We start from the raw sequence: 26373 nt of genomic DNA, 5'->3' as shown, positions 1-26373 counted from the left end.
TCAAGCGAGGCTGTGAAAAATTCGTTAAATCAATCTATTAATTGCAGGAATTCATGCAGCATGAGCCGTAACCACCTCCAAATGCGCACCATTAGCCTGGCCTTCGGCGGCTTCAGGGCGCTGTCGCAAGTGGACTTCAGCCTGCATGGCGGCTCTGTGCATGCCTTGACCGGGGCGAACGGCGCGGGGAAATCTACGCTGATGGCGGTGCTATGTGGCACGCATGATCACTACGAAGGTGAAATCAACATCAACAATCAGGTGGTGTCTATTCGCACCCCGCGCGATGCCAAACGACTCGGTATTCATCTGGTGCAGCAGGAAGTGGATGTTGCGCTGATCCCCGGTTTAAGCATCGCCGAAAACATCATGCTCGATACGCTGGCAGAAACCGGGCACCGCTTCCGCTGGCGCGATGTCCGCCAGCAGGCGCGTGATGCGCTGGCGCAGCTTGACGTTCAGCTTGATGTAACGCGCTCAATTGATAGCTGCACACTGGCGGAGAAGCAGCAAATTCTGCTGGCGCGGGCGCTGTCACACCACTGCCGTTTTTTGATTCTTGATGAACCCACTGCGCCGCTCGATCAGCATGAAAGTGAGCGCTTGTTCACCGTGGTGAAACGCCTGCAACAGCAGGGGATTGGCGTCGTGTTTATCTCGCACCGCATTCACGAGTTGAAAGCGATTTGCGACACCTTAACGGTGCTGCGCGACGGCAAGCTGATTGAATCCGGGCCAATGGCGGAGCTGAGCGGCGAAGAGATTGTCGAGAAGATGCTAGGTCATGAATTAAGCGATATCTATCCGCCTGCGCGTCCGCCGCGCAGCGATGAGGTGTTGCTGAGTATTGACGGTCTGCACGACGAAGGGTTGCTGAAAGATATTTCGCTACGCCTGCGCAAAGGCGAAATTCTGGGTATTGCCGGGCTGGCGGGTGCGGGGAAAACCGAATTATGCAAGGCGCTGTTTGGCGCAAGTAAGAGCCGCATCAATCGTGGCGAGCTGAATAACCAGCCGTGGCGGCCGCGCGATCCGGCCGACTCGGTGATACGCGGTCTGGCGCTGGTGCCGGAAGAGCGGCGCAAAGAGGGCATCTTTGTTGACGAACCGATCAGTATGAACCTTGCCATCAGCGCGGATAACAGCTTTTCACGCTGGGGAGTGTTTGGTCATCGTCTGGCCTGGCGCTGGGCGGAAGAGGTGATTGCCCGTGTCGGCATTCGCACTACCGGCCCGGCGCAAACGTTGCGTCGCCTCTCTGGCGGTAACCAGCAAAAAGTTGCCATTGGGAAATGGTTGCGCGGTAACGCTAACGTGGTGATTTTCGACGAGCCGACCAAAGGCGTGGATGTGAAAGCGAAGACCGACCTGTTCCAGTTGATTGACGGGCTGGCGCGGGAAGGGAAAGGCGTGATCTATGCGTCAGGTGAATTCGCCGAGTTGGTTGGGTTGTGCGATCGAATTTGTGTGCTGTGGGATGGGCGCATCGTAGCAGAAGTGGCGGGTAAGGAGGCCCGTGAAGAGACATTACTTTATTATTCCACCGGAGGAACGGCGCTGTGAGTAAGGCCCTGTCAGTCAATGCGGCGGTAACGCCCCGCCAGCAGTTTTTTGATTTTCTGTATAAATGGGGCATGTTGCTTACCGTGGTCTTGTTGATCGCGATTTTTGGCCTCGCGTCGAACAACTTCCTCGACCCGTTTAACATTATCAATATCTTACGCTCAATCGCTATTGTGACGGTGATTGGGGTAGGCGTCTCGATTTCGCTGACTATCGGCGGCTTTGATCTCTCCGTTGGTTCGACGGCTTCGCTGGCGAATGCGCTGGTTATTTCGCTGTTTGTCTGGCACGGCTTCGGCACGACGGAGGCCATCATTATTACCCTGGCGCTCTGTACGCTGGTCGGCCTGTTCAATGCTTTTTTGATTGTGGTGCTGCGTATTCCCGACATGCTGGCGACGCTTGGCAGCCTGTTTGTGATTCAGGGCGTAGCGATGACTTACAGCTACGGCGGCTCGATCACGGAAAATATGGTGCTGCCGAGCGGCGATATGGCGGAAGGGACGATTCCGGCCGCTTTTAGTCTGCTTGGCCAGGTGCCGACGATCGTGATCATTATGCTGGTGGTGACGGTAGTGGCACAGCTTGGCCTGTCGCTGACCACGCACGGTCGCCGGATGTATGCCATTGGCGGTAACCCGGAAGCGGCGCGTCTCTCGGGTATCCGTACCACGCGTTATAAAGTGGTGGCGTACGTTATTGCCTCGCTGCTGGCGGGTCTTGGCGGCATTCTGCTCGCCTCGCGTATTGGCTCTTCGCAGGTGAACGCGGGCGGCGGTTATTTGATGGATGCAGTGGCAGCGGCATGGATTGGCTTTTCGCTCGCTGGTTCCGGCAAACCGAATGCGCTCGGCACGCTGGTGGGCGCGGTGATCCTTGGCGTGCTGCAAAACGGGCTGGTGATGCTGTCGGTGCCCTACTATGCGATGGACATTATTAAGGGGCTGGTGCTGGCCGGTGCTCTTGCGTTGACTTACTTCCAGCGTCGTTAATTTTCAGGGGAAAACAGACATGAAAAAAATTGCACTCTCACTGTTAGCGCTGGGGTTACTGAGCGCGCTTCCGGGCCATGCGGCCCTGCCCGCGCCGGTACCGGATGCTATCGCCAATCACAACGGCCCGGTGCGTATTGCGCTGATCCGTAACCTTGGTTCCGACGATAACACGACGCAGTTCGTCTCCGGTGCCTTACAGGAAGGTAAAAAACTCGGCTTTAAAATCAGCACCTTTTTGAGCAATGGCGACGATGCCAAATTCCAGGACTTTGTAAACCAGGCGATCAGCCAGAAGTATGACGGCATCATCCTGTCGCAGGGCCGCGATCCCTATTCCACCGATCTGATTAAAAAAGCGGTAGCAGCCGGGATCAAAGTGTCGGTGTTCGATACTGCGGTTAACGGGGAGATTCCGGGTGTGACCGTCACCCAACAGGATGACACCTCGCTGACCAAACTTTCGTTTGGCGAACTGGTAAAAGATTTCAACGGCAAAGCCAATATTATCAAACTGTGGGTCGCCGGTTTCCCGCCGATGGAGCGTCGTCAGGCAGCTTATGCCGAGCTGCTGAAAGCCAATCCGGGTATTAAAGAGCTGGAATCCATCGGCGCGGTCTCTTCCGATGTGCAGGGCGATACGGCTAACAAGGTCGGCGCGGTGCTGGCGAAATACCCGAAAGGTAAGATTGATGCTATCTGGGGTACCTGGGATGCCTTCAGCCAGGGCGCGTATAAGGCGCTGAAAGAGAATGGCCGCACGGAGATCAAACTCTACAGCATCGATATTTCCAACCAGGATCTGCAACTGATGCGCGAAGCTAACAGCCCGTGGAAAGTGAGCGTGGCGGTGGATCCGAAACTGATTGGCGCGACTAACGTCCGCCTGATTGCCAACAAGATTGCCGGTGAGCAGACGCCTGCCACCTACGACTTTAAAGCGGCGGCAATCCCGCAGGCGCTGCTGGCCAGCCAGCCGGGTGCGGTGAACGTTGCATCGCTTGGCAAAATCATTCCGGGTTGGGGCCAGACGGAAGACTTTATTGCGCCGTGGTTCGCGACGCTGGAAGCGAAAAACAAATAATAGACATGCCGGATAAGGCGCGGCCGCCATCCGGCATTTTAACATCCGGCAGCGGAAAGGATTAATCATGGCAACTGAACTTCCGCGTCCCGAATACAGCCGCAATATGCGGTTGATTGGGCACAGCGATCAGGGGGGACGCCCGGATGGCGTCCAGTTGATGGTGCATCGCGGCTTTGCGTATATCGGCCATATGGTGTCGCAGGGTTTTTCTATTGTTGATGTCCGCGACCCAAAAAAACCGAAACCCGCGGGCTACGTAGCTGCACCGCCGGGCACCTGGAATGTGCATTTACAGGCGCATGACGATCTGCTGCTGGTGATTAATGCCCGCGATCTGTTCGCCGATGCGCGCTTTGCGGATGAAAAGGTTTACTACACCCGATCGGTTGGCGACACGGTCAGCGATGTGCAGGATAAAGGCTGGAGCGCCGGGCTGCGTATTTTTGATATCTCCACGCCGGATAAACCGCGTGAAATTAGCTTTCTGTCGCTCAATGGCATTGGTATCCACCGCATCTGGTACGTTGGCGGGCGCTGGGCTTATGTATCGGCGCTGATCGACGGTTTTACCGACTATATTTTTCTGACCATTGATCTGGCCGAGCCGCGTAAGCCGCAGGTCGCCGGGCGCTGGTGGCTACCGGGTATGAACCAGCAGAACGGAGAAACACCCACGTGGCCGGAAGGAAAACGCTATGCGCTGCACCACGCGATTATCAGTGGTGACACCGCCTACGGAAGCTGGCGCGACGGTGGCTTAACGCTGCTGGATGTGAAAGATCGCACTCAGCCGAAGCTGATTAGCCATCGGAACTGGAGCCCGCCGTTTGGCGGCGGTACGCATACCGCGTTGCCGCTACCGGATCGCAATCTGCTGGTGGTGCTGGATGAAGCGGTGCTCGACAATCAGGAAGATGGCGAGAAGCTGATCTGGCTGTTTGATATTCGCGAGCCGTCGAATCCGGTCAGCATTTCAACCTTTCCGCAGCCGGACGAGACGGATTATGTGGCAAAAGGGGCGCACTTCGGCCCGCACAACCTGCACGAAAACCGTCCCGGCAGTTTTATCAGTTCGACGCTGATTTTCGCCACCTACCAGAATGCCGGTGTCCGTGCTTACGATATTTCCAACCCGTATCGTCCGGTGGAGACCGGTGCACTGGTACCTGCTGCGCCCGCGAAGATGATGGATACCCGGCCAGGACGCCCGCGCGTGATCCAGTCGTGTGATGTGTTTGTTGATGTGCAGGGGATTATCTACAGCACCGATTATAACGGTGGGCTGTCGGTGATTGAGTATCTGGGGTAAACCACCGGCTGGATAAGGCGAAGCCGACATCTGGTAAAACGCGCGTTCGGCGTATGAGGAAAAGTTCCGTTCACCAGATGTTTGGCAGACACATAATCTATGTGGCACGTGAACGGGAAAAGGGGGCGCCGCCGCGCTCCCCCTTTTCAATCCCCCGCGGCCCCGCAGAGAAATCGGTGCTGCGCACTGCGCTCACCTCCCGCGCATCTGCCTGCGGTCGGCTCGACTCGACGTCCTGTCTCGTTTCGCCTCTGGCCGCCTTCCCTGGCGTCCAGACCTTGTCATCTGTGCTTCGGTTCGCCGATTTCGAGCGGGGACACAACCCCATTGCTGTAAGAATTGTGCCTGGAAACAGCGAATGTGTTGCTGTAGAGCCGCCACCCGATATTTACCATAGGAGCATAATGTTTGCCGGATGGCGTTACGAATACTGGCGTACCCGCGCGATCAGCTCTTCCACGCTATCAATACGTTCGGCAATCAAGATCAGCGCTTTGCCGAGCGAAATAGCGTGACGCAGGCATTCGTGGCGCATCTCTTCATCTTTAATGGTGTCGATGTCCGCTACATGTGACAACCCGACGCTGCGGCGAATCAGTTCAGTACCGCAAAAACCAATTGCATCGGCCCACACCTTTTTCAGGAAAGCTGAAGCATAACCGGGCTGCGCCAGCGCAACGTCGCGGGTTTTTTCCGTTGCCAGCGCCTGGAAGCGTTCCGCAAACGTTGTCCACAGCGTCTGAATATCGGCGAGGCGCTGTTCGCGTGCTGCGGCGGCATCTCGAATGCCCAGATGCCCCGGCAGACCACAATAGTTGAGCAGCAGGTTGCCAATGGCGGTACCGACGTCAAAACCGATCGGCCCAAAATAGCCAAACTCAGCATCGATAGCTTTCAGGCTGCCATCGGCCACAAAAATCGAGCCGCTGTGAATATCGCCGTGCAGCAGGGCTTCGGCGTGAGAGAAGAAACGGTGCTTCAGCGCCGCGACGGTCAGTTTGAGCTGCGCATCGTCGCGCAGGGCCGCAACATCCGCCTCCAGCGCCGCTGGATAATTGTTGCGCTCGTGGATCTGATACGGATCGTTGAAGAACAAATCTTCGGTGATCTCGCACATTTCCGGGTTAATAAACTGCGCCACCTGCGCTTTTTTCTGATGCGGATGCAGGTAGAAATCGCTGGTGTGGAACAGCGTTTGCGCCAGGTAGTTGCCGAGTTGCGCGGCCGCCTGCGGGTAGTAGACATTGGCGATCAATTCGCCGCGCCAGATCTTATGGGCAGAGAGATCTTCCATCACCATCACCGCTAGTTCCGGGTCGAAGTGGTGGATTTTCACCGTATGTTGCGGGCTGTGCTGGTAGTGTTCCACCAGCGTTTGCGCTTCCAGCCTGGCTCTGTCCAGCGTCAATGGCCAGGATTCGCCAACGCAGCGCACGTAAGGCAGCGCCTGTTTCACAATGATACGGCTGATGCCCTGCGCGTCGAAAATTTTAAACACCAGATTGAGGTTACCGTCGCCCACCTCCTGTGCGTCCACCAGTTCAGACGGGTTGTCCAGGCCGCCAAATTGTTGTGCATACGCCACGGCATCACGGGCGGAGAAGGTACGGTATTGCGACATTGCCTCGATCCTCTTTTTGCTGATTAAGCCATTTAGACGTCTATACATCTGAATGTCATCCTGACACAATACGATACAACAACGCAACAGGGATTTAACGATATGCATGCATTACAGACCACCAGCCTGCGAGTCGCCGACAATCACTTATTTATTCTCGACCAACAGGCGCTTCCGCAGGAGAAACGCTGGCTGTCGGCGGATACGGTAGCGGAACTTGTCGGTCATGTTCACGCTTTGCGCGTGCGCGGCGCGCCGTTGATTGGCCTCTCCGCCAGCTTGTTACTGGCGCTGCTTGCTGAACGGGGCGCAAACCGCGACCAGTTAGCGCAGGCACTGGAAACGCTGCGCGCGGCGCGCCCGACGGCGGTCAACCTGATGAACAACCTTGATCGCATGAAGCAGGTGCTGGCGCAGCAGACGTTTGTTCCGGCGCTGACGGCAGAAGCGCTGCGACTGATCGATGAAGATAAACAACTGTGCGACAGCATCGCGCAGGCAGGCAGCGCGCTGGTCACTGCTGGCAGCCGCCTGTTGACGCATTGCAATACCGGCGGCCTGGCGACAGCGGGAGTCGGGACAGCGCTCGGTGTTATTGCGCTGGCGCATCAGCAGGGCAAAGTGGCGAGTGTCTGGGTGGATGAAACCCGTCCGCTGTTGCAGGGCGGTCGTCTGACGGCCTGGGAACTCGGTGAACTGGGCGTGCCTTATCAGTTGATTACCGATTCGATGGCCGCCAGCCTGATGGCGAAAGGGCAGGTGGATGCGGTGTGGGTCGGCGCTGATCGTATTGCTGCCAACGGTGATGTGGCGAACAAAATCGGCACCTATTCACTGGCGGTGCTGGCTAAGTTCCACGATGTGCCGTTCTATGTTGCTGCGCCGCAGACTACGCTCGATCCACTGTGTCCTGATGGCGATGCGATTCCGATTGAGCAGCGTGCGGCTGCGGAAGTGACTGGCGTAGCTGGCAGTTTCGGCACGGTGCAGTGGGCGCCGGAGCATGCGCAAGTCTACAACCCGGCATTTGATGTGACGCCCGCGGCGCTTATCAGCGGCTGGGTGCTCGACAGCGGCGTAGTGACGCCAGCGGAGGTAGCGAACGGCGCGTTTCAGCCTAAATAACGTATTGCCCGAGCGCTCACAAGCCGGGTAGGCGTTACCGCTATCCGGCACCATTGCTGGTGACGCTTCGCTTACCGGCCTGCGGTTTTGCAAACCAGCTCTGGCCGGATAAGGCACAATGTCTGCAACACTATCATTTCCCTAATCATTTCCCTGATAACCATCCGTAATAAATTATGTCAGCTACGCAGAAAACGGATCAGGATGTTAAAGCGGGGTTGCGACACAACGAATTATTGATGTTGTATACCCGTCATACTTCAAGTTGCACGTGCGTTGGCTTTCTTATTCGGCTCATCCCTGAGCCTTACCCCTTCGGGGCCGCTGCTTACAGCGTTCAAATCTGCTCCCGGCAGATTTGTTGCTCACCCCAGCCACGGACTTATGTAAGCTCCAGGGGATTACTGAGAGACATCCTGTCTCTCACCGGAGGCCAACCTTCGGTTGGGCAAATTCGTTCCCGACGAATTTGTCACTGCGTCGCCGCCTTCCTGCAACTCGAATTATTTAGGGTATATATCGCTTGTTTAGTTTATAGTAATTATTATCAAAATCATTATGATTCAACTCTCAGCAAGGTTGTTTTTTTATGCAAGGAAAATCCATCAGTAAGTTCGTATTCGCGGCTTTACTCGCCGTTCCGCTGCTGGCCCACGCCACGCAATATCCCCTGACGGTGACCGATTTTTCCGGCCAAAAAGTGACCATCTCGCATGAGCCGCAACGCGTGATCTTGCAGGACGGCCGTGACATTATGGCGATGGCGCTGCTCGATCGTGACGATCCGTTTAAACGCCTGGTGGCATGGAACAACCTCGCGAAAAAGCAGGATGTTGCTACCTGGGAGATGCTGAAAACCCAGTGGCCGGAGGCAACTGGCATTATGGATATGGGCTTTAGCGATAAAGGCAACGTCGATCTGGAAAGTGTGCTGGCAAAACAGCCGGATCTGATGGTCGCCCAGCTACGTGCCAAACCGGCGCTCGCCGATAGCGGCGTGCTTAGCAAGCTGGCGGCGCTGCATATCCCGGTGCTGTTTATCGATTACGAAGTCAATCCGGTGAAAGATACCGCTTCCAGCGTCGATTTGCTGGGAAAAGTGCTGAACCGCGAGGGCAATGCGGCGGCGTATACCACCTACTATCGCCAGCAATTAACCGCCATCCAACAGAAAACCGCGACTATCAAACCGCAGGCGAAAGTGTTTGTTGAAGCGCTGGCCGGTAACACGGATGCCTGCTGCTTTACCCACGGCCACAGCGGCTGGGGCGGGCTGGTGGAAGCCGTCGGCGCGAAAAATATCGGTTCTGAATTGCTGCCGGGCGCCAGCGGTTTTATCGCGCTGGAGAAGGTAATTAGTGAAAATCCTGATGCTTACATCATGACCGGCTCGAAACGCGGTAACAGTCAGGTACTGCCGCTGGGGCTGAAGGTTTCGCCGCAGGAGGTGAATGCCCAGGCGCAGATATTGTTGCAGCGTACCGGCGTCGGTCAGATCCCGGCGGTGGCGGCGAAACACGTTTATGGCGTTTATCACCACTTCTACAACCATCCGTACAACATTGTAGGGATGGAGTATCTGGCGAAAGATATCTATCCGCAGGCTTTCGCGGATCTCAACCCGGATGCGACGTATCACCACATCATCAAAAACTTCACCAAACTACCGGATGACAATTTCGTCTTTAGCTGGCAGCAGAGTAACTAACCGTGAGTACGACCATTGAAGCGGGGGTATCGCAGACCGACGGCCTGATGCTTAACTACCGCGCGATTTTGCGCCGCCGTGCTAGCCTGCTGGTGCTGCTGGCGGTATTGATTATGGCGTCGATGTTGCTCGATTTTACCCTTGGCCCGTCGGGCCTGCCGCTGGATACGCTGTGGCAGACGCTGATTGATCCGGGCAGTGTCGATGCCGGGACGCGGGTGATTGTCTGGGATATTCGCATGCCGTACGCGCTGATGGCGATTATCGTTGGCCTGACGCTTGGCCTTGCCGGGGCGGAGATGCAGACCATTCTCAATAATCCGCTTGCCAGCCCGTTTACGCTTGGCGTTTCGTCAGCGGCGGCGTTCGGCGCGGCGCTGGCAATCGTGCTCGGCATTGGTATTCCGGGCATTCCGGCGCAATGGTTTATCTCAGCAAACGCCTTTATATTCGCGCTGCTGGCGGCGCTATTGCTGGACGGCATCACCCGCTGGACGCAGGTAGCGACCTCTGGTGTGGTGCTGTTCGGTATTGCGCTGGTGTTCACTTTTAACGCGCTGGTGTCGATGCTGCAATTTATTGCCAACGAAGATACCTTGCAGGGGCTGGTGTTCTGGACGATGGGCAGTATTGCCCGCGCTTCGTGGGAGAAACTCGGCATTCTGCTGCTGGCGCTGGCGGTGATTATGCCGCTGTCGATGCTCAGTGCGTGGAAGCTCACCTCGCTGCGCCTCGGTGAAGACCGGGCAATCAGCTTCGGGATTAACGTGCGCCGTCTGCGGCTGGCAACACTGTTGCGCATCAGTATCCTGTCGGCATTGTCGGTGGCATTTGTCGGGCCGATTGGCTTTATCGGCCTGGTGGCGCCGCATATTGCGCGTCTGCTGTTTGGCGAGGATCACCGCTTCTATCTGCCGGCCAGTGCGCTGCTCGGCGCGCTGGTGCTGTCGCTGGCATCCATCGTTTCGAAAAACCTGATCTCCGGCGTCATTATCCCGGTCGGTATTGTTACTTCACTGGTGGGCGTACCGTTCTTTATCACTATCATCGTGCGTCACCGGGGGAGTGTATGAGCCATAGTGGTCTGAGCCTGCGCGGGTTTGGCGCGGGCTATCACAAACGTCAGATTATTCACGATCTCAATATCGCTGAGCTGCCGCGCGGCAAAGTCACCATTTTGCTGGGGCCGAACGGCAGCGGGAAATCAACATTGCTGCGAGCCATGGCCGGGTTGAACAAAGCCGAGGGTGAGTTGCGGCTGGATGATGCCGATCTGCTGAGCCAGCCGTTTGCCAAACGGGCGGAGCAGGTGGTCTACCTGCCGCAGTCGTTACCAGCGGGCGTGCATCTGCATGTGCTGGAGTCGATCATCGTCGCCCAGCGCGCCTCTGGTGGCCTGCACAGCGCAGCAAAGCAGGCGGAAGTGATGACCCTGCTGCGCCAACTTGGAATCGAACATCTGGCGCTGCATTTTCTCGATCAGCTTTCCGGTGGGCAAAAACAACTGGTGGGGCTGGCGCAGTCGCTGATCCGCCAACCGTCGCTGCTGCTGCTGGATGAGCCGCTGAGCGCACTGGATCTCAATTATCAATTCCATGTGATGGATCTGGTGAAGCGCGAAACGCAGCAACGCAACATTGTCACGGTGGTGGTGGTGCACGATATCAATATCGCCCTACGCCATGGCGACCATGTATTGATTCTGAAGCAGGGCAAGCTGTTAGCCAACGGTAAACCTGATGAGGTGATCACCCCGCAAAGTCTGGCGCAGGTTTATGGTGTGCGCGGGCGCGTGGAACCCTGTTCGCAGGGGATGAGACAGGTGATTATCGACGGATTGACTGACATGGCGCACTGATCGTGACGTCAGTTGCGCCATCCATTTGCTGTGTTCCTTGCCTGCTCGGTGTTTGGCGCTGTTTATCTCTTCCTTACCTATTAAACAAACATGGCGCAGTAGATTCATCATAATAAAGCATCAAGGAAAATCCTATATTTCTAAAACTGCTGGTGAAGCCACAAGGGATGTTTTAATATTACTATTAATTTGTAGTCATAATGAAATTGCGCAGGGTCTTATTTTAAGACGCGCTGATTAATAATATTTTTATTTGCTTTTTTTTGGCTCACACAGCAAAGGTAATCATTATGGTCTGGATTGCATTGATTTTCATTGCAATCATAGCTGCGTTCGTTATTTTTGTTATAAAGCAAAGGGATTCAATGGATGTCATGAAATTCATTGATTTACTTTATAAAGATAACGATGATACGCAGCGGTGATAAAATGAAGAGTAAATCGCTGATAAATTCATTCTGGCTGGTTATGGAAAAAATTATTTCCATGGTTGGCCTTTTTTTGGTCAGCGCTTTTGTTGCCAAATATATTGGCCCGGTGCTGGTGGGGAAAATAGCGTTGGCTGTAGCCAGCTTTCAAATTGTGATGGTGGTTGCACAATTTGGTAGTGAAAATATTATTATCAGACGGTTGTCGAGGAATATCTACTCTGGCGTAGTGCTGGCCAGAATATCGCTGCTATTACGTTCGGGTATTTATATTATTGTTGCGCTTCCCGTACTCTGGTACAGCCACAGTAAGGATATGATTGAATTTGTCTTTTTTTGTGCGGTGGCGGTGGCCAGCTTTTTTACTACCATTGATGTTGTTGCCACCTACAATGACACGACGTTAAATTCAAAAATCAATGCGTTTTTCAATGTGGTCGGGTTGATTGCGGCGCTAATACTGCGCTTTTTTATTGCCGAACTGAAATTAAATCCTTTATTACTCACCATTCCGATTATCGTGACAACGGTATTACCTTTTCTGCTTCGGTTGATCCATTTTGCCAGAAATGGCAATAAAAAAGCACTGGCGGAGAAAACAAAGAAACCGGCAACTTACCTGAAGTATCTGGTTATTACCGGTAGTTCGATGTTGATTGCGAATATTTCCGTGGCGATATATCCACGTATTAATTTGTTTTTTCTCTCCGGGTTAAGTGATGCTCATCAATTAGGCATCTACTCAGTGGCGGTCACGTTAGCCACCTCGTGGAGTTTTGTCGTGCTGGCGCTGGTTACTTCCTATTTTCCGGCTGTCTACAATGAAAAAAATGAGAGTGCGGCGGCGCTAAAAGCCACGGAGTTGAATATTGCGATTGCGGCGATTTCTTTGTGTGTGATTGTCGGTTTTGCTGCCGTGGGTAAAATGTTTATTAGTATGTTGTATGGCCCGGCATTTGCCGATGCCTGGTTACCGGCGCTGATATTATGTGTTGGTACGATGCTTTCCACGATGGGCGCTATTTCGTCACGCTATATTTTAAAGACGTCGGGCTACCGTTATCTCTCCTGTAAATCGCTCATTGCGCTCATCTTGTGCGTGCCGCTGTCGTTCTTTTTTATCACCTCTGAAGGGATTGTCGGTGCCGCCGTCTCGGTGGTGGTGCTGGAGTTTATCTCGCTAACGCTGCTGAACTACGGCTACAAAAAAGGCACCGTGCTGAAGATGCACCTGCTGATGTTTGGCGCGTTACCTGGCATGGTGCGAAGGATCTTCTGACATCAGCCGGAAAGTGTGGCTTTCCGGCGTGTCATGCAATCAGGCTGTTTTTTCTTCGTAGCCCAGCTTCTGGGAAATCGCTCTGGAGGTATTTTCAGCGCCGCACATCTAACAACTCCAGCCGGGAGACGGCGTGCGGCACGCGATCGTCTTCTGTAAGGATAAAAAATCACATAATCCGCAGTCAGTTTCTATACTGACTGCGGAGGTGATGAATGAAAAAAATGTTGTATTCGTTGTTTGCCAGTCCCGATCGGTTATTACAGGTGATGAGCCATAGCGAGATCCAGGATTCGATTGAAGATGGCGATCGTATTGTTGTTGATGCCGATGGTAATACCTCGGTGAATATTCACTGTCAGCAGGTGCAGGACGATTTTAAACGTCATGTTGCTGCTTTGAAGAGGGCGTAAATATGGGAACTGCCATCTTCATGGTATTAATGGTCTGCGGTTACTGGTATACCTCGCACGATCTCTCCACGCGCTTTAAATTCAAACGCAGCTTCGGCTGGGATGTCTATTTCCTGGTGGCACTTTACGGCTGCGTTTTTGTCCTGCAGGGCATTCTGGCCACGGCGCTGCTATGGCTGTGCCTGTTAATTGCATCCACCGTGATGAACCAATTGCCTACGGAATTTGGCCCGCAATCCCACCATCTGCAAATGAGCTTTATGAACTGGAGCTTTTTAGGCATTCAGGCACCAGTGGTGATCATGTTATTTGTCCTTCTCTGACATGTTTCGCTCCTTTTGTGCTAACGCCAAACTGTAATTTACTGATAACGCCAACCGTGATCTCCATCATTCGATGAGAAGTTGGACCCCAGGCAGGCTCTCAAAAACGTTGTTCTAGCCCCCTGACAAGAGGCTAGATGATTAATAAAAAACTAAACTAACTTCGGATACCCTTGCGCAATATCACTCCCGGTAAACTGCGCGATCCAGCCTTCGGGATTATCGAAAATCCTGATCGCCGTGAAGTTCGGCTCCGATCCCATATCAAACCAGTGCGGGGTTCCGGCCGGTACGGAAATCAGATCGTTCTTTTCGCACAGCACCTGATAGATCTCGCTGCCGATGTGCAGACAGAACAGGCCCGCGCCTTCAACGAAGAAGCGAACTTCATCTTCTCCGTGGGTGTGTTCGTTGAGGAATTTGGCGCGCATCGCCTCTTTTTGCGGGTTGTCGGCGCGCAGGCTGATCACATCCCAGCTCTGATAGCCTTTTTCGGCCACCAGTTTGTCGATGGCGTGCTGGTAAGCGGTGATCACCGTCTCTGGCGTCGGGTTCGCGCCCAGATCGCGGTCGGCCTGCCAGCGCTCAAAACGCACGCCTTTGGCGTTTAGCTGCTGCTGAATTTCACTGGCCTCTGTGCTGTGCCACACCGGCGTGCTGGCATCTTTGTCGGTATAAATCGTCAGTGCGCTCATGAAGGGATCTGCTCCGGCTTAATGTTGCTGAAAGAGTTAACCTGGTGATGATGGCTGGCTGCGTCATCATCGCCGCGAATCAGTTGTGTGGTGCGAAAACCTGCCGCTTCGGCGGCGTCCAGCTCCTGATAAATATCGGAGAGGAACAGAATGGAAGCGGGCGGTAGCCCAATTTGCGTCGCAATATTGCGGTACGACTGCACGTCCCGTTTCGCGCCGACCAGCGTGTCGAAATATCCGCTGAACAGATGAGTAATATCACCTTCATCGCTGTAGCCAAATAACAGTTTTTGCGCCGCTACTGAGCCAGAGGAATATACATACAGATCAATGCCCTGCGCTTTCCATTTTTCCAGAGCTGGCAGCACATCCGGGTAGAGATGGCCTTTAAAATCGCCATTCACGTAGCCGTCGCGCCAGATGATCCCCTGCAATGCCTTCAGTGCCGTCGATTTACGATCTTCATCCATAAAGGCAAACAGCACCTCGATCAGTTCGGCGGCGGTTGCCTCCGGTTGCGCCACTTCTTCACGCAGATTATTGAGGATGGTACTGACCGGCTCTTTGTACTGCTCTGCGGTGACAAACCCGGCCAGACGCTCGCGGGCGTACGGGAACAGGACGTTGTGCACAAAGCGGATGTCACTGGTGGTGCCTTCAATATCGGTAACGATAGCGCGGATCATGGTCTCTCCAGCAGGCGACGCTGCATTTCGCATTCAAATAAAAATTCCAGCCCTTCCAGATGGCGACGAGCTTCGGCGACATCGCGCCCCCAGCAGGTCAGCCCGTGGCCGCGCAGCAGAAAACCATAGCGCAGCGGGTGCGTCTGCGCGTAGTCGGCAATGCGATCGGCCAGCGCGTCGATATCCTGATCGTTATCGAAAATCGCCACTGGCACGGTATCAAGGTGCGTGGTCTGGCCGCTGAGGGATTTTTGCATTTCAAAGCCGTTCAGCAGCAGGGCAGGGGATTTCTCCACCCGTGAGAGCACCGTGGCGTTCACCGTGTGCACATGCAGCACCGCGTTAGCTTGCGGGTAAAGGCGATAAATCAAAGTATGCAGGCCGGTTTCCGCCGAGGGTTTTCGGCCGGAGGGCGCATGGTTATCGGCAATGGAAACCTGCAAAAAATCCGCTGTCGTCAGGCTGCCTTTGTCTTTGCCGGATTCGCTCAGCCAGCACCAGTCGGCGCTCTGGCGAACGGACATGTTTCCGCCGGTGGCGGGCGCCCAGCCTTTCGCGCCGATCCAGTGGCAAGCGGCGACGAGTTGTTGGAGGTGCAGGTGGTCTGTCATAACCCTTCCTTATAAGGAATATTGTTATCGTATAGACGTCTAAGCGTCTTGATTGCCAAATACTAACATCGTGTTATAGTGGCAGCAACACGCGTATTACAAGCAGGCACACAACGATGAGCAATAACGCATTGATTCCGCAAAGTAAACTCCCCGCTTTAGGTACCACCATCTTCACGCAAATGAGCGCGCTGGCGCAGCAGCACAACGCCATTAATTTGTCGCAGGGCTTCCCGGATTTCGACGGCCCGCGCTATTTGCAGGAACGTCTGGCGTTTCATGTGGCGCAGGGGGCGAATCAATATGCGCCGATGACGGGTGTGCAGGCGCTGCGCGAAGCCATTGCCGATAAAACGGCGGAACTGTATGGCCATAAACCGGATGTGAACACGGATATTACAGTGACCGCCGGGGCGACAGAAGCGTTGTACGCGGCGATTACTGCGCTGGTGCGTCAGGGCGATGAGGTTATCTGTTTTGATCCGAGCTACGACAGCTATGCGCCTGCGGTGGAACTTTCCGGCGGCGTGCTAAAACGCATTGCTTTGCAGCCGCCGCACTTTCGCGTTGACTGGCAGCAGTTTGCTGCACAGCTTAGCGAGCGTACGCGGCTGGTGATTCTGAATACGCCGCACAACCCGTCGGCAACGGTGTGGCGCAAAGCGGATTTTGCCGCCCTGTGGCAGGCGATTGCCGAGCGTGAAATCTACGTGCTGAGCGATGAAGTGTATGAGCACATCTGTTTTGCCGAAGAGGGTCATGCCAGTGTGCTGGCGCATCCACAACTGCGTGAGCGCGCGGTGGCGGTATCGTCATTCGGTAAAACCTATCATATGACTGGCTGGAAAGTGGGTTACTGCGTAGCGCCTGCTGCCATCAGCGCCGAACTGCGTAAGGTGCATCAATATCTGACTTTCTCGGTCAATACCCCGGCGCAACTGGCGCTGGCAGATATGCTACGCGCCGAGCCGGAACATTATCGCCAGTTGCCGGAATTTTACCGCGCGCGTCGCGATGTGCTGGTTAATGCGCTTAGCAACAGCAAGCTGGAGGTTTTACCGTGTGAGGGCACTTACTTCCTGCTGGCGGATTACAGCGCGGTTTCCGATCTGGATGACGTGAGTTTCTGCCAGTGGCTGACCAAAGAGGTTGGCGTGGCAGCGATCCCGCTGTCGGTGTTCTGCGCCGATCCCTTTCCGCATAAGCTGATTCGCCTGTGCTTTGCAAAACAGGAATCGACGCTGCTGGCAGCGGCAGAGCGCCTGTGTAAGCTGTAATGTTCCCCGGCGGCGCGGCCTGCGTCGCCGTTATTTATCGCCCATGATGGTTTTCAGTTTTTCCGCGTCCGGCAAGCCCACTTCCTGCTGTAACACGTTATCTTCATTCATGTAGTAAATCGCTGGCGTGGCATTCGCACCGAGATCGTCCATGAGCTTCTGGTTGATATTGAGCTTTTTCAACATCTCCGGCGGCACGGATTTCGCCAGTGTTAGCGCCATCTTGCCGTTGGACTGCTCATAATCGTGCCAGATTTTCGCCGGATCTTTCGCGCTCATGATCGCCGCAGCCGCCGCCGGGCTTTCTGGCTTGATTACGCCAACCAGTAACGTGCGCAACTGCACTTTGCCGGACTCTACCCACGGACGCGCCTGCTGCCAGAACTGTTTGCAGTACGGGCAGTAGGGATCGGCGAACATATACACCACGTGCGGCGCCTCTTTTTTGCCATCAAGGATCCAGTCGGCTTTTTCCATCTGCTGCCACAACGCGCGGCCCGCCGGGGCGTAGATCTCTTTGCTGATTAACTTCTCGCTGAGGTTTGTGCCCGCCTCGTCGTACATATACCCAGAAATGGCGTGTTTACCGTCCGGCGTGACGTAAATGGTAACGCCCATATCCTGATATTTACCGAGATATCCCTTCATACCGTCTGGCGCATCAAAGGATTTGATGATAGTGATTCCTTGTGTTTGAAGGGCCTTTACCGGCGCGGGCAGCTCTTCGGCGTGCAGGGTCAGTGGCAGTAAAATCAGCATTAACAGGCGCTTAAGCATAAAAATCCTTACTAATTAAATGGTTGATATTCAACTTAGGGGAAACCTATCACAATCATCGGCAGGATCGCGAAATGAAACGTTGTCGTCAGCCGCCAGCAGTGTTCTAATCGAATGGCTTGATGACCTTAAGGTTATGAGCGCAACGCATAGCCAGCTTGCTGGCGCTGAAGCACCCACGGGTATTTCAGGTATCGAGGCCACCCGTCGCGGTGGCCTTTTTACTTTGGTATATCAGCCGTTCACATGGTTGCTCGTTAAGGTCTGTTAGCTAACGCTTATTGATTTGATAAAGCAAACGCATTGGCCCTGGCAAACAAAGTTCGTTAACTTACACCTCAACGAAAACACGGAGGAAGTATAGATGTCCTTAATTAATACCAAGATCAAACCTTTCAAAAACCAGGCGTTCAAAAACGGTGAGTTCATCGAAGTAACCGAGAAAAATACTGAAGGCCGCTGGAGCGTCTTCTTCTTCTACCCGGCTGACTTCACTTTCGTATGCCCGACTGAACTGGGCGACGTGGCTGACCACTACGAAGAACTGCAGAAACTGGGCGTGGACGTATACTCTGTTTCTACCGACACCCACTTTACCCACAAAGCGTGGCACAGCAGTTCTGAAACCATCGCGAAAATCAAATACGCGATGATCGGCGACCCGACTGGCGCCCTGACCCGTAACTTCGAAAACATGCGTGAAAACGAAGGCCTGGCTGACCGTGCCACTTTCGTTGTTGACCCACAGGGCATTATCCAGGCCATCGAAGTAACCGCTGAAGGCATAGGCCGTGACGCCTCTGATCTGCTGCGTAAAATCAAAGCGGCCCAGTATGTTGCTTCCCACCCAGGCGAAGTTTGCCCGGCGAAATGGAAAGAAGGTGAAGCGACTTTGGCTCCGTCTCTGGATCTGGTCGGCAAAATCTAAATTTCCTGGCGTCTTTCATGTCATAGCGGCGTTGGCGTCACCTGCTCACTTACTGGTGTGAGCTCCCGGGGACTCTCAGGCTAGCCGCCTTGCTATGACGCGAAATACTGGAGAAATTATTCTGCAAACGGGTGCTTTTGGGTACCCGTTTTATTCAGCACCATGATGCAAGTTGCATTGATGCAGCGCTGAACAACGCGGCTTGCATGATGATGTTTTAAGCGAGGGACTAAAAATGCTCGACACCACAATGAAAACCCAGCTCAAGGCCTACCTTGAGAAACTAACTAAACCTGTTGAGTTGATTGCTACGCTGGATGACAGCGCGAAATCGGCAGAAATTAAAGAACTGCTGGGCGAAATCGCTGAGCTGTCTGACAAGGTCTCTTTTAAAGAAGACAACAGCCTGGCGGTGCGTAAACCGTCATTTCTGATCACCAACCCAGGCTCAACCAGCGGCCCGCGCTTTGCTGGTTCGCCGCTGGGCCACGAATTTACCTCATTGGTGCTGGCACTGCTGTGGACCGGCGGGCATCCATCCAAAGAGGCGCAGGCGCTGCTGGAGCAGATCCGCGATCTCGACGGTGATTTTGAATTTGAAACTTATTACTCGCTCTCCTGCCATAACTGCCCGGATGTGGTGCAAGCGCTGAACCTGATGGCTGTGCTGAACCCGCGCATCAAACATACGGCGATTGACGGCGGTACGTTCCAGAACGAAATCACCGATCGCAACGTGATGGGCGTTCCGGCGGTGTTCGTGAATGGTAAAGAATTCGGTCAGGGTCGCATGACGCTGACGGAAATCGTCGCTAAAATCGATACCGGCGCGGAAAAACGAGCAGCGGAAGAGCTTAACAAACGCGATGCTTACGATGTGTTGATCGTCGGTTCCGGCCCGGCGGGCGCGGCTGCGGCAGTCTATTCCGCACGTAAAGGTATTCGTACCGGCTTGATAGGAGAACGTTTCGGCGGTCAGGTGCTGGATACCGTGGATATCGAAAACTACATCTCCGTACCGAAAACCGAAGGCCAGAAACTGGCGGGCGCACTGAAAGCGCACGTATCAGACTATGACGTGGATGTGATTGACAGCCAGAGCGCCAGAAAACTGACCCCTGCGGCAGTTGAAGGCGGCCTGCATCAGATTGAAACCGCCTCCGGCGCGGTGCTGAAAGCACGCAGCATCATCATTGCAACTGGCGCGAAATGGCGCAACATGAACGTTCCGGGTGAAGATCAGTATCGCACCAAAGGCGTGACCTACTGCCCGCACTGCGATGGCCCGCTGTTTAAAGGCAAACGCGTGGCGGTGATCGGCGGCGGTAACTCTGGTGTGGAAGCAGCTATCGACCTGGCGGGGATTGTTGAGCACGTAACGCTGCTGGAATTCGCACCGGAGATGAAAGCCGACCAGGTGTTGCAGGATAAAGTGCGCAGCCTGAAAAACGTCGACATCATTCTGAACGCACAAACCACCGAAGTGAAAGGCGATGGCAGCAAAGTGACCGGCCTTGAGTACCGTGACCGTATTAGCGGTGACGTACACCAGGTCGCGCTGGCTGGGATCTTCGTCCAGATTGGTCTGCTGCCGAACACCACCTGGCTGGAAGGTGCGATTGAGCGCAACCGCATGGGCGAAATCATCATCGACGCTAAATGCGAAACCAGCGTGAAAGGTGTGTTTGCGGCGGGCGACTGCACCACGGTGCCGTACAAACAAATTATTATTGCGACTGGTGAAGGTGCCAAAGCGTCTCTCAGTTCGTTTGATTACCTGATTCGTACTAAGTCTGCATAAGCAAAATAAGAAAGTAAGCAATACCTGCAAATGAAAGAGGCTACCTTCGGGTAGCCTCTTTTTTACGCCGAAAAGCAGTTTGTGCCACCTGGCGAGCAAGCAATATTTACCGAACCACCAGCACCGGGATATGCGCGTGGCGTACAATGCTGGCGGCATTGGAGCCAAGCAGGTGAGTGGTAATAGACGGGTTACGCGAGGCGATGACTACCATATCTGCGAGCAGTTCTTCCGCCAGCTCGTTGACCACATCGCGCACGCTGCCAAAACGCACATGGGTGTGGATGCGTGACGGCTCAATGGAAAAATGGGTCTTCATGGTGTCGAGGCGGTTTTGCGCTTCATGCTGCAAATGTTCTTCAAAGCGGCGCAAATCAGCAGCAAAACGGTGAAGACTCATGCTGGCGGAAGCGGGTAATACGTGCAGAAGATGAATAACGCCCTCGTGCTGGGCGAGGAACTCAGCGTGGCGCACTGCTTTGTCGCTCAGCGCCATTTCGAAAACATCAACCGGCATAATAATGGTCTGATACATAAACGCTTCTCCCTGTGGGTTATGTTGTGCTGATTGAAGCATAAATGGTGTGAATTTTTTGCTGCGTATATGGCAAATATGAGGAATATGATGGCAGGAACGGAAAGAGGATGCGGGCGCATCCTCTGTGAACAAAACAGGGGGAAATTAAAGCCGGAAATCGCCCGCTGCTTCGGGCTGATAAAGCAGTTCAAGCACTTCAAGATCGGTGGTGGTGCCGCCTGGCAACTGCCAGTGAATGCTGTCACCCACCCGTAAACCGAGCAGTGCAGCGCCAACCGGGGCCAGTACGGAAAGCTGCGTGGCGCTGTCGGTCATCTGCGCCGGATACACCAGCGTGCGTACCCGCTCTTCACCACTTTTCAACTCGCGGAACTTCACCGTACTGTTCATTGTTACCACGTTATGCGGCATCGCTTCCGGCGCGCACATCTGAGCACGATCCAGCTCATTGTTCAACGCATCCGCGACCGGCAAGTTGGCATAATCGGGTTGCTCCAGTAATCGGTCAAGACGCTCGGCGTCTAGCTCATTAATCATAATGGCAGGTCTGGACATCAGTTACTCCATGTCGTTTGATTGATCCAAAGAAAAACCCTCGCCGACGGGCAGCGAGGGTTTGTCTACAACGGATGATACTGAGCGTGCGGCCCACTGTGAAGTGATGTGGTGCACATTTGCTGGAAATATGAACGTTCCAGTCGTCGGTTCAGTAACCCGCTTTATCAATCACAAAACTGTTCCCGCAGTTACCGGGATGCGGCTGCGGTAAAAGGGAACCGTTAACCAGCGGGGCATTGATGGCATCAGCTTTGATGGTAATTTGCATTTCCGTCAGCCAGGCCGGGTTGCCGCTACAGGTCAGCTTCACCGCTTTTACGCTTTGTTCGCCGTATGCTTTGGCGACAGCCGCGTTGAATGCGTCGCGGGTAACGGTTTTTCCGTAATTTTCTGCGAGGAAAATGCCGAGCGGGCTGGCTTTGACTTCGGTATCCAGGCGCACCATCGTACTGAAATAGTCATCCGGATCGAATCCGAAACAGATGCCGTGTTTGGCATATTCATAGCGCTCAAGGCAGGTATTGCTACCTGCGCCGGGCATGACGGCATTCAATTTATTCGCCACTTCCAGCGATAAACCGGTTTCCGCTGCGGCGCATTTCTGGCTGGTTCTGGCTTCCGGCATATTAGGAACCGGACGAGTGGCGCAGCCGTAACGCATCCAGCGACGATCATCAACACCGCGCGCGGCGATGGATTTCGGCAACGCTGGCCACAGACCGTGTATCGTCAGGTAATCCGCTTTATTGGCGGGCTCTTTTCGCAGACGGCATTCATCGGGCTCGCTTCGCCCGCTGTCATGCAGAGTCTGGCAAAAACCTGTCTGCCACGATAGTGCCAGCACATAGCGATCGAAATCACCATATTGTTTGGGCTGGAGCGGGGCAGAGTGTGCAGAAGAGATCTGGATGGCAGCAACGCACAGGCCGATGGAGAGTCCCTTTTTAATCATTTCGTTTCCTGATGGATGAGTCCGGGTAATTACTATGAGTTATTAAAGCATAAAAAAAGCGCCGGGCAGGCGCTTTTTCATAAGCGGTGTTTATTGTTTATTGTTGATTAATAAACCGCAGCTCCCGGAACCAGAAATTCAGTCGCAATAATCACTACAATCAGGCCAACCATCACCGGAACTGACGTGCGTTTTACCACTTCAAACGGCGAAATATTCGCCATCCCGGCGACCGCAACCACCACGCCGGAAACCGGAGAGATGGTGCGACCGAGGTTGGACGCCTGCAACATTGGAATCGACAAATAAGCCGGATTGATGCCGGATTCATGGGCCAGTTTCGGGATCATCTCGACAAATGCGTAAAACGGCGCATTACCGGAACCGGTGGTCATTGCCGCCAGCATGGTGAGGATCACCAGAACCAGCATCAGAATAATGCTCGCCGAACCGAAAGAAGTGGCGATGGAGATCAGACTCTGGATAAAACCGATGGTGCTCAGGCCCTGGGCGAAAACCCCGGCGGCGACCAGCAGCATCACCACTCCCGCGAAAGCGTCGGCCATACCGCGATACGCCACTTCCAGCCCGGAGAAGACTTTTTGCGTATTAAGGCTGCGTAAAAATTCCAGCGCTGCCGCCAACAACATACAGATCACCAGAATGGTAATGATATGTAGCTCCGGACCCCATTTGCCGTCGAAAATCAGCACACCAATAATTGGCGTAAATGGCAGAATGGCGTAAAACGCCGGCGCCGTGGTGGTGATATCTTTCACATCCAACATTTCGCTGGCAATGTGCTCTTTTTTATCGAGGAAGCGCTGCCAGAAGTAGTGTGCGATCGCCATGGCGATAATCGCCGCAATCGAGATTGGCAGTGTGGTTTTGAAGGCAAAATCGATCAGCGGCATTTCGGCGGCTTTCGCGGCCAGCACTACATCGCCGGAAGTGGGTGAGAGAATAATTGCCGCTGGCGAGGCGCAAATCGCCGCTGCTGCGCCGCGACTGATACCGACATTGACCATCACCGGGAACAGCGTTGCCATCAGCAGCACGCCGAGGCCCGTGGCCGACGATACCGCCAATGACATCATGCAAGCAACGAAGTATGCGGCAATCATCAGCACATAAGGTGAGTTGATAAAACGCAGCGGGCGCGAAGCCAGCTTGACCACCATATCGTTCGCACCAATGTGCGTCATATAGGCGGCAAAGCCGCACAGCATCATGATCATCATGCCGAGATCGCCGCCGCGGCTCATCAGCAGGATTTTAATGTATTCGACAATATCCGTGGCGCTGTAACCGGTACTGGTGGCGCTACCAGGTAATATTTTGTGCCCCATCAGCGCACTGACGATTAATAACGCCAGACCGCCGACAAACAGCACGCCGGTGGCGGAATAGCCTTTGATGATGTAGCGTGCAACGCCGACAATCACCACCACGCCGATCAGCAGTTCGAGCAATGTTAAAATCATGTTATTGGTCCCGGAGGTTGGCCTGAAAGATAAGTAAGTAAAAAAAATCAGCAACGCAATGTGCCGAATAACGTGCGGTTAGTAGATGATTAAAATCAATGAAGCGTAATGTTTAGGGTAATATCGCGGAAATTTGCTATCAATCTACAGAATAAATAATGACTGGTTGATAAGTTGAGTGAATTCGTTACGGCAAAAAGGCACTGGGTACTATCCACCTGCTAAAGCCAAATAGGGTGAAATACATAAAAGGCTGCCTGCCAGCGTTGAGATCGTGGCGGTTTATGATCGTCCGACGCTGATCGAAGGATTTATCGTTGTTGTACTTGTTTGCACACTGTTCTTGTTCCACTTCCGATCTGCGCTGGTGGCAATCGTCTCGTTGCCGCTGGGGATTCTTGGCGCGTTATCCGTAATAACCGAAAATGGCAGCCAGATTGCACTTGGTGATCTGGCCGATATCGTAGTTACGGAAGGGCCAACGATGCTGAAAGGCAAAAATGCGCACCTGTCCAACTGGATCCATGTCAACCTGCGCGGGCGGGATTTAAAATCTGCCATTGAAGAGATGCAGCAACGGGTGGCGCAGCAGGTCAAGTTGCCGCAAGGGGGGCTGCTGTCGTGGTCTGGACAGTTTGAATATCTGGAGCGCGCGACAGCGTAGTTGAAGATCGTCTTGCCAGTAACGTTAATGATTATCTTTGTCTTGCTGTTTATTACTTTTAAATGCGTCACCGATGCTCTGTTAATAATGGGAATATTATCCTTCTCATTGATTGGCGGTATGGTCACTGCGCCATTACTGTCGATACTTGTCATTCCGGCGGTGGTACCGCCGATGCTAAGAAAATGTACACCGCAATCAATACTGTTGAGGTATAACGTATTGTATTTAAAATGGAAAACATTAGCACGACAAACAATTTTTGTTATATTTTTAGAATTAATCTGATATCGTTAAGAATTTATTCAGTTAGTCTGCTACAGACTATACGTCAATACGTAAAATGGAATGCATACGGTGTCTGTCAAAAATAAGAAATTCATACTCTTCACTCTATTTTGTCAGTTTTCGGTTGTTTCTCTGACGCATGCAGCTCAGCAGTCCTGGTTCTCCGATTTTACCGACAATGTAAAGCAAACCTGGCAAGCGCCAGAGCATTATGATCTCTATGTTCCGGCTATTACCTGGCATGCGCGTTTTGCCTATGACAAGGAGAAAACCGACCATTATAACGAACGCCCGTGGGGCGTCGGATTTGGTCAGGATCGCTGGGATGAGAAAGGCAACTGGCATGGCTTGTACCTGATGGCCTTTAAAGACTCATTTAATAAATGGGAACCGATTGGTGGCTACGGCTGGGAGAAAACCTGGCGACCGCTTGCGGATGATAATTTCCATCTCGGACTCGGTTACACCGTAGGCGTAACTGCGCGCGATAACTGGAATTACATTCCGATTCCTGTGCTGTTACCGATGGCTTCAATTGGCTACGGTCCGGCAACCTTCCAGATGACCTACATCCCAGGGACTTACAATAACGGCAATGTTTACTTCGCGTGGATGCGCTTTCAGTTCTGACGATGATCCGCAGATGATGCCCTGCACAGTTCCTGAACAGTACAAAAAATGCGGAATAAAGCATCAAAGAAGCAAACTTAGCGACATATATCACTTTTTAGCTAATAACGACTGGACAAAGGTCGCTACAATTGATGTACTGATACCCGACACAGCATTTGTGTCGTTTTTCATGTAAAGGTAATTTTGATGTCTAAGATTAAAGGTAACGTTAAGTGGTTTAATGAATCCAAAGGATTCGGTTTCATTACTCCGGAAGATGGCAGCAAAGATGTGTTCGTACACTTCTCTGCAATCCAGAGCAATGGTTTCAAAACTCTGGCCGAAGGTCAGCGCGTTGAATTTGAAATCACTAACGGTGCCAAAGGCCCTTCTGCTGCAAACGTAATGCCTGTTTAATTCAGCTACGTAAGCAAGAATTCCAAAACCCGCTGATAAAGCGGGTTTTTTTATGGTGTGCCGGGCATGCTCAGCAGCCTGGGGGTGAAAGTCCCCTGTCCAGCCTGATGGTGGCGAAGGACTAGTGAAGCGCAAGGGCGTCGTCGTGAGGCGGGGTCTGAAGGAAGCGTGGAGCAAAACCATGACCTGACGAACAGAAATCCGATACGAGGCCTACCCGGCAGGCGGAGCAAGCCATTGATTGCAAAGGCCATAACCATCAAGAGCCGGGGTGGTAGATTGGGCAGGTGTGTGGTGAAAGCGGCTGAGCTTACCCCGGGAGGCCTGTCCGGCGTTCTGCATTCAGAACTGAGCGCACCGTAAGGTGCGCTGACCGGCG

Annotated in this window: 24 protein-coding genes and 2 pseudogenes; 17 read left to right on the top strand and 9 right to left on the bottom strand. The window is 53.6% G+C overall.

Going from position 1 to position 26373, the window contains the following annotated elements:
- The first annotated feature begins 60 nt into the window (after nt 1-60).
- The 4 genes from GA0061070_RS05480 (at nt 61) to GA0061070_RS05465 (ending at nt 4951) form a co-directional block, all read left to right on the top strand.
- Complete coding sequence (locus GA0061070_RS05480; RefSeq protein ID WP_090134335.1) at nt 61-1563, top strand: sugar ABC transporter ATP-binding protein; 1503 nt, start codon at nt 61-63, stop codon at nt 1561-1563.
- The gene (locus GA0061070_RS05475; RefSeq protein ID WP_090134333.1) at nt 1560-2555 is read left to right on the top strand and encodes an ABC transporter permease; all 996 of its coding nucleotides are present in this window, start codon (nt 1560-1562) and stop codon (nt 2553-2555) included. Before GA0061070_RS05480 ends, GA0061070_RS05475 begins: the two co-directional genes overlap by 4 nt.
- Nucleotides 2556-2574: 19 nt before the next feature.
- Complete coding sequence (locus tag GA0061070_RS05470) at nt 2575-3639, top strand: sugar ABC transporter substrate-binding protein (RefSeq protein ID WP_090134331.1); 1065 nt, start codon at nt 2575-2577, stop codon at nt 3637-3639.
- A gap of 67 nt (nt 3640-3706) precedes the next feature.
- The gene (locus GA0061070_RS05465) at nt 3707-4951 is read left to right on the top strand and encodes an LVIVD repeat-containing protein (protein WP_090134328.1); all 1245 of its coding nucleotides are present in this window, start codon (nt 3707-3709) and stop codon (nt 4949-4951) included.
- A 421-nt stretch (nt 4952-5372) separates the two neighbouring features.
- On the opposite strand, the gene mtnK is transcribed toward GA0061070_RS05465, so the two are convergent.
- A complete protein-coding gene (gene mtnK / locus GA0061070_RS05460; RefSeq protein ID WP_090134326.1) occupies nt 5373-6572 on the bottom strand; it encodes an S-methyl-5-thioribose kinase in 1200 nt (399 codons plus the stop codon).
- A 102-nt stretch (nt 6573-6674) separates the two neighbouring features.
- Between mtnK and mtnA the strand changes: the two genes are divergently transcribed.
- The 7 genes and pseudogenes from mtnA to GA0061070_RS05425 all read left to right on the top strand — a co-directional run.
- Nucleotides 6675-7697 (top strand): S-methyl-5-thioribose-1-phosphate isomerase, encoded by a 1023-nt coding sequence (gene mtnA / locus GA0061070_RS05455; RefSeq protein WP_090134324.1) that lies wholly within the window; start codon nt 6675-6677, stop codon nt 7695-7697.
- Between the two features lie 589 nt (nt 7698-8286).
- Nucleotides 8287-9405 carry an ABC transporter substrate-binding protein gene (locus GA0061070_RS05450; protein ID WP_090134322.1) on the top strand — a complete coding sequence of 373 codons (1119 nt, stop codon included), beginning with the start codon at nt 8287-8289 and terminating at the stop codon, nt 9403-9405.
- 44 nt (nt 9406-9449) lie between these two features.
- Nucleotides 9450-10478, top strand: coding sequence for a FecCD family ABC transporter permease (locus tag GA0061070_RS05445; protein ID WP_167353539.1), 1029 nt, complete (start codon nt 9450-9452; stop codon nt 10476-10478).
- Nucleotides 10475-11263 carry an ABC transporter ATP-binding protein gene (locus GA0061070_RS05440; RefSeq protein ID WP_090134320.1) on the top strand — a complete coding sequence of 263 codons (789 nt, stop codon included), beginning with the start codon at nt 10475-10477 and terminating at the stop codon, nt 11261-11263. The genes GA0061070_RS05445 and GA0061070_RS05440 overlap by 4 nt, the downstream gene beginning before the upstream one ends.
- A 429-nt stretch (nt 11264-11692) precedes the next feature.
- Entirely contained in the window at nt 11693-12970 is a 1278-nt protein-coding gene (locus GA0061070_RS05435; RefSeq protein WP_167353533.1) for an oligosaccharide flippase family protein, read from the top strand.
- 215 nt (nt 12971-13185) lie between these two features.
- Nucleotides 13186-13383 carry a hypothetical protein gene (locus tag GA0061070_RS05430; RefSeq protein ID WP_090134316.1) on the top strand — a complete coding sequence of 66 codons (198 nt, stop codon included), beginning with the start codon at nt 13186-13188 and terminating at the stop codon, nt 13381-13383.
- 2 nt (nt 13384-13385) lie between these two features.
- Nucleotides 13386-13691, top strand: a pseudogene (locus GA0061070_RS05425) (hypothetical protein); the annotation flags it as partial.
- A gap of 167 nt (nt 13692-13858) precedes the next feature.
- Here GA0061070_RS05425 and GA0061070_RS05420 read toward each other — a convergent pair.
- The 3 genes from GA0061070_RS05420 to GA0061070_RS05410 are packed head-to-tail and all read right to left on the bottom strand — an operon-like array spanning nt 13859 to nt 15698.
- Nucleotides 13859-14401, bottom strand: coding sequence for a 1,2-dihydroxy-3-keto-5-methylthiopentene dioxygenase (locus GA0061070_RS05420; RefSeq protein WP_090134313.1), 543 nt, complete (start codon nt 14399-14401; stop codon nt 13859-13861).
- Nucleotides 14398-15087, bottom strand: coding sequence for an acireductone synthase (gene mtnC, locus GA0061070_RS05415; protein ID WP_090134312.1), 690 nt, complete (start codon nt 15085-15087; stop codon nt 14398-14400). Before mtnC ends, GA0061070_RS05420 begins: the two co-directional genes overlap by 4 nt.
- Complete coding sequence (locus GA0061070_RS05410) at nt 15084-15698, bottom strand: methylthioribulose 1-phosphate dehydratase (RefSeq protein WP_090134310.1); 615 nt, start codon at nt 15696-15698, stop codon at nt 15084-15086. Before GA0061070_RS05410 ends, mtnC begins: the two co-directional genes overlap by 4 nt.
- Before the next feature lie 116 nt (nt 15699-15814).
- Between GA0061070_RS05410 and GA0061070_RS05405 the strand changes: the two genes are divergently transcribed.
- The gene (locus GA0061070_RS05405) at nt 15815-16975 is read left to right on the top strand and encodes a pyridoxal phosphate-dependent aminotransferase (protein WP_090134308.1); all 1161 of its coding nucleotides are present in this window, start codon (nt 15815-15817) and stop codon (nt 16973-16975) included.
- A gap of 30 nt (nt 16976-17005) precedes the next feature.
- Here GA0061070_RS05405 and dsbG read toward each other — a convergent pair whose 3' ends face one another.
- Nucleotides 17006-17752, bottom strand: coding sequence for a thiol:disulfide interchange protein DsbG (gene dsbG / locus GA0061070_RS05400; protein WP_090134306.1), 747 nt, complete (start codon nt 17750-17752; stop codon nt 17006-17008).
- Nucleotides 17753-18116: 364 nt separating this feature from the next.
- On the opposite strand from dsbG, the gene ahpC reads away from it, so the two are divergent.
- Both ahpC and ahpF read left to right on the top strand, forming a co-directional pair.
- The gene (ahpC, locus tag GA0061070_RS05395) at nt 18117-18680 is read left to right on the top strand and encodes an alkyl hydroperoxide reductase subunit C (protein ID WP_090118846.1); all 564 of its coding nucleotides are present in this window, start codon (nt 18117-18119) and stop codon (nt 18678-18680) included.
- Between the two features lie 235 nt (nt 18681-18915).
- A complete protein-coding gene (gene ahpF / locus GA0061070_RS05390) occupies nt 18916-20481 on the top strand; it encodes an alkyl hydroperoxide reductase subunit F (protein WP_090134305.1) in 1566 nt (521 codons plus the stop codon).
- A 106-nt stretch (nt 20482-20587) separates the two neighbouring features.
- Here the strand turns inward: ahpF and uspG are convergent, their stop codons facing one another.
- From uspG to dcuC, 4 genes are all read right to left on the bottom strand, one after another.
- Nucleotides 20588-21016, bottom strand: coding sequence for a universal stress protein UspG (uspG, locus tag GA0061070_RS05385; RefSeq protein ID WP_090134303.1), 429 nt, complete (start codon nt 21014-21016; stop codon nt 20588-20590).
- Between the two features lie 147 nt (nt 21017-21163).
- A complete protein-coding gene (rnk, locus tag GA0061070_RS05380) occupies nt 21164-21574 on the bottom strand; it encodes a nucleoside diphosphate kinase regulator (RefSeq protein ID WP_090134301.1) in 411 nt (136 codons plus the stop codon).
- Between the two features lie 151 nt (nt 21575-21725).
- Complete coding sequence (gene rna, locus GA0061070_RS05375; RefSeq protein WP_090134300.1) at nt 21726-22529, bottom strand: ribonuclease I; 804 nt, start codon at nt 22527-22529, stop codon at nt 21726-21728.
- Between the two features lie 107 nt (nt 22530-22636).
- Complete coding sequence (gene dcuC, locus GA0061070_RS05370) at nt 22637-24010, bottom strand: anaerobic C4-dicarboxylate transporter DcuC (protein WP_090134481.1); 1374 nt, start codon at nt 24008-24010, stop codon at nt 22637-22639.
- A 409-nt stretch (nt 24011-24419) separates the two neighbouring features.
- Here dcuC and GA0061070_RS05365 point away from each other — a divergent pair.
- The 3 genes and pseudogenes from GA0061070_RS05365 to cspE form a co-directional block, all read left to right on the top strand.
- Nucleotides 24420-24800: pseudogene (locus GA0061070_RS05365) on the top strand (efflux RND transporter permease subunit); the annotation flags it as partial.
- 234 nt (nt 24801-25034) lie between these two features.
- Nucleotides 25035-25595 carry a lipid IV(A) palmitoyltransferase PagP gene (gene pagP, locus GA0061070_RS05360; RefSeq protein ID WP_090134298.1) on the top strand — a complete coding sequence of 187 codons (561 nt, stop codon included), beginning with the start codon at nt 25035-25037 and terminating at the stop codon, nt 25593-25595.
- Nucleotides 25596-25784: 189 nt separating this feature from the next.
- Complete coding sequence (gene cspE / locus GA0061070_RS05355) at nt 25785-25994, top strand: transcription antiterminator/RNA stability regulator CspE (RefSeq protein WP_007373839.1); 210 nt, start codon at nt 25785-25787, stop codon at nt 25992-25994.
- The last annotated feature ends 379 nt before the right edge of the window (nt 25995-26373 follow it).

It is taken from the genome of Kosakonia oryziphila, from assembly GCF_900094795.1.
GTDB lineage: Bacteria > Pseudomonadota > Gammaproteobacteria > Enterobacterales > Enterobacteriaceae > Kosakonia > Kosakonia oryziphila.
The sequence above is the reverse complement of the archived record's forward strand: the minus strand, read 5'-3'. Positions and strand labels throughout refer to the sequence as shown.

Excerpts from the sequence above, each read along its gene's own strand:
- GA0061070_RS05450 (WP_090134322.1), top strand. The coding sequence starts at position 8,287 with ATGCAAGGAAAATCCATCAGTAAGTTCGTATTCGCGGCTTTACTCGCC.
- ahpF (WP_090134305.1), top strand. The coding sequence starts at position 18,916 with ATGCTCGACACCACAATGAAAACCCAGCTCAAGGCCTACCTTGAGAAA.
- GA0061070_RS05440 (WP_090134320.1), top strand. The coding sequence starts at position 10,475 with ATGAGCCATAGTGGTCTGAGCCTGCGCGGGTTTGGCGCGGGCTATCAC.
- GA0061070_RS05410 (WP_090134310.1), bottom strand. The coding sequence starts at position 15,698 with ATGACAGACCACCTGCACCTCCAACAACTCGTCGCCGCTTGCCACTGG.
- GA0061070_RS05480 (WP_090134335.1), top strand. The coding sequence starts at position 61 with ATGAGCCGTAACCACCTCCAAATGCGCACCATTAGCCTGGCCTTCGGC.
- ahpC (WP_090118846.1), top strand. The coding sequence starts at position 18,117 with ATGTCCTTAATTAATACCAAGATCAAACCTTTCAAAAACCAGGCGTTC.
- GA0061070_RS05470 (WP_090134331.1), top strand. The coding sequence starts at position 2,575 with ATGAAAAAAATTGCACTCTCACTGTTAGCGCTGGGGTTACTGAGCGCG.
- uspG (WP_090134303.1), bottom strand. The coding sequence starts at position 21,016 with ATGTATCAGACCATTATTATGCCGGTTGATGTTTTCGAAATGGCGCTG.
- GA0061070_RS05405 (WP_090134308.1), top strand. The coding sequence starts at position 15,815 with ATGAGCAATAACGCATTGATTCCGCAAAGTAAACTCCCCGCTTTAGGT.
- mtnK (WP_090134326.1), bottom strand. The coding sequence starts at position 6,572 with ATGTCGCAATACCGTACCTTCTCCGCCCGTGATGCCGTGGCGTATGCA.
- mtnA (WP_090134324.1), top strand. The coding sequence starts at position 6,675 with ATGCATGCATTACAGACCACCAGCCTGCGAGTCGCCGACAATCACTTA.
- GA0061070_RS05435 (WP_167353533.1), top strand. The coding sequence starts at position 11,693 with ATGAAGAGTAAATCGCTGATAAATTCATTCTGGCTGGTTATGGAAAAA.
- mtnC (WP_090134312.1), bottom strand. The coding sequence starts at position 15,087 with ATGATCCGCGCTATCGTTACCGATATTGAAGGCACCACCAGTGACATC.
- rna (WP_090134300.1), bottom strand. The coding sequence starts at position 22,529 with ATGATTAAAAAGGGACTCTCCATCGGCCTGTGCGTTGCTGCCATCCAG.
- GA0061070_RS05420 (WP_090134313.1), bottom strand. The coding sequence starts at position 14,401 with ATGAGCGCACTGACGATTTATACCGACAAAGATGCCAGCACGCCGGTG.
- dsbG (WP_090134306.1), bottom strand. The coding sequence starts at position 17,752 with ATGCTTAAGCGCCTGTTAATGCTGATTTTACTGCCACTGACCCTGCAC.
- rnk (WP_090134301.1), bottom strand. The coding sequence starts at position 21,574 with ATGTCCAGACCTGCCATTATGATTAATGAGCTAGACGCCGAGCGTCTT.
- GA0061070_RS05430 (WP_090134316.1), top strand. The coding sequence starts at position 13,186 with ATGAAAAAAATGTTGTATTCGTTGTTTGCCAGTCCCGATCGGTTATTA.
- cspE (WP_007373839.1), top strand. The coding sequence starts at position 25,785 with ATGTCTAAGATTAAAGGTAACGTTAAGTGGTTTAATGAATCCAAAGGA.
- GA0061070_RS05465 (WP_090134328.1), top strand. The coding sequence starts at position 3,707 with ATGGCAACTGAACTTCCGCGTCCCGAATACAGCCGCAATATGCGGTTG.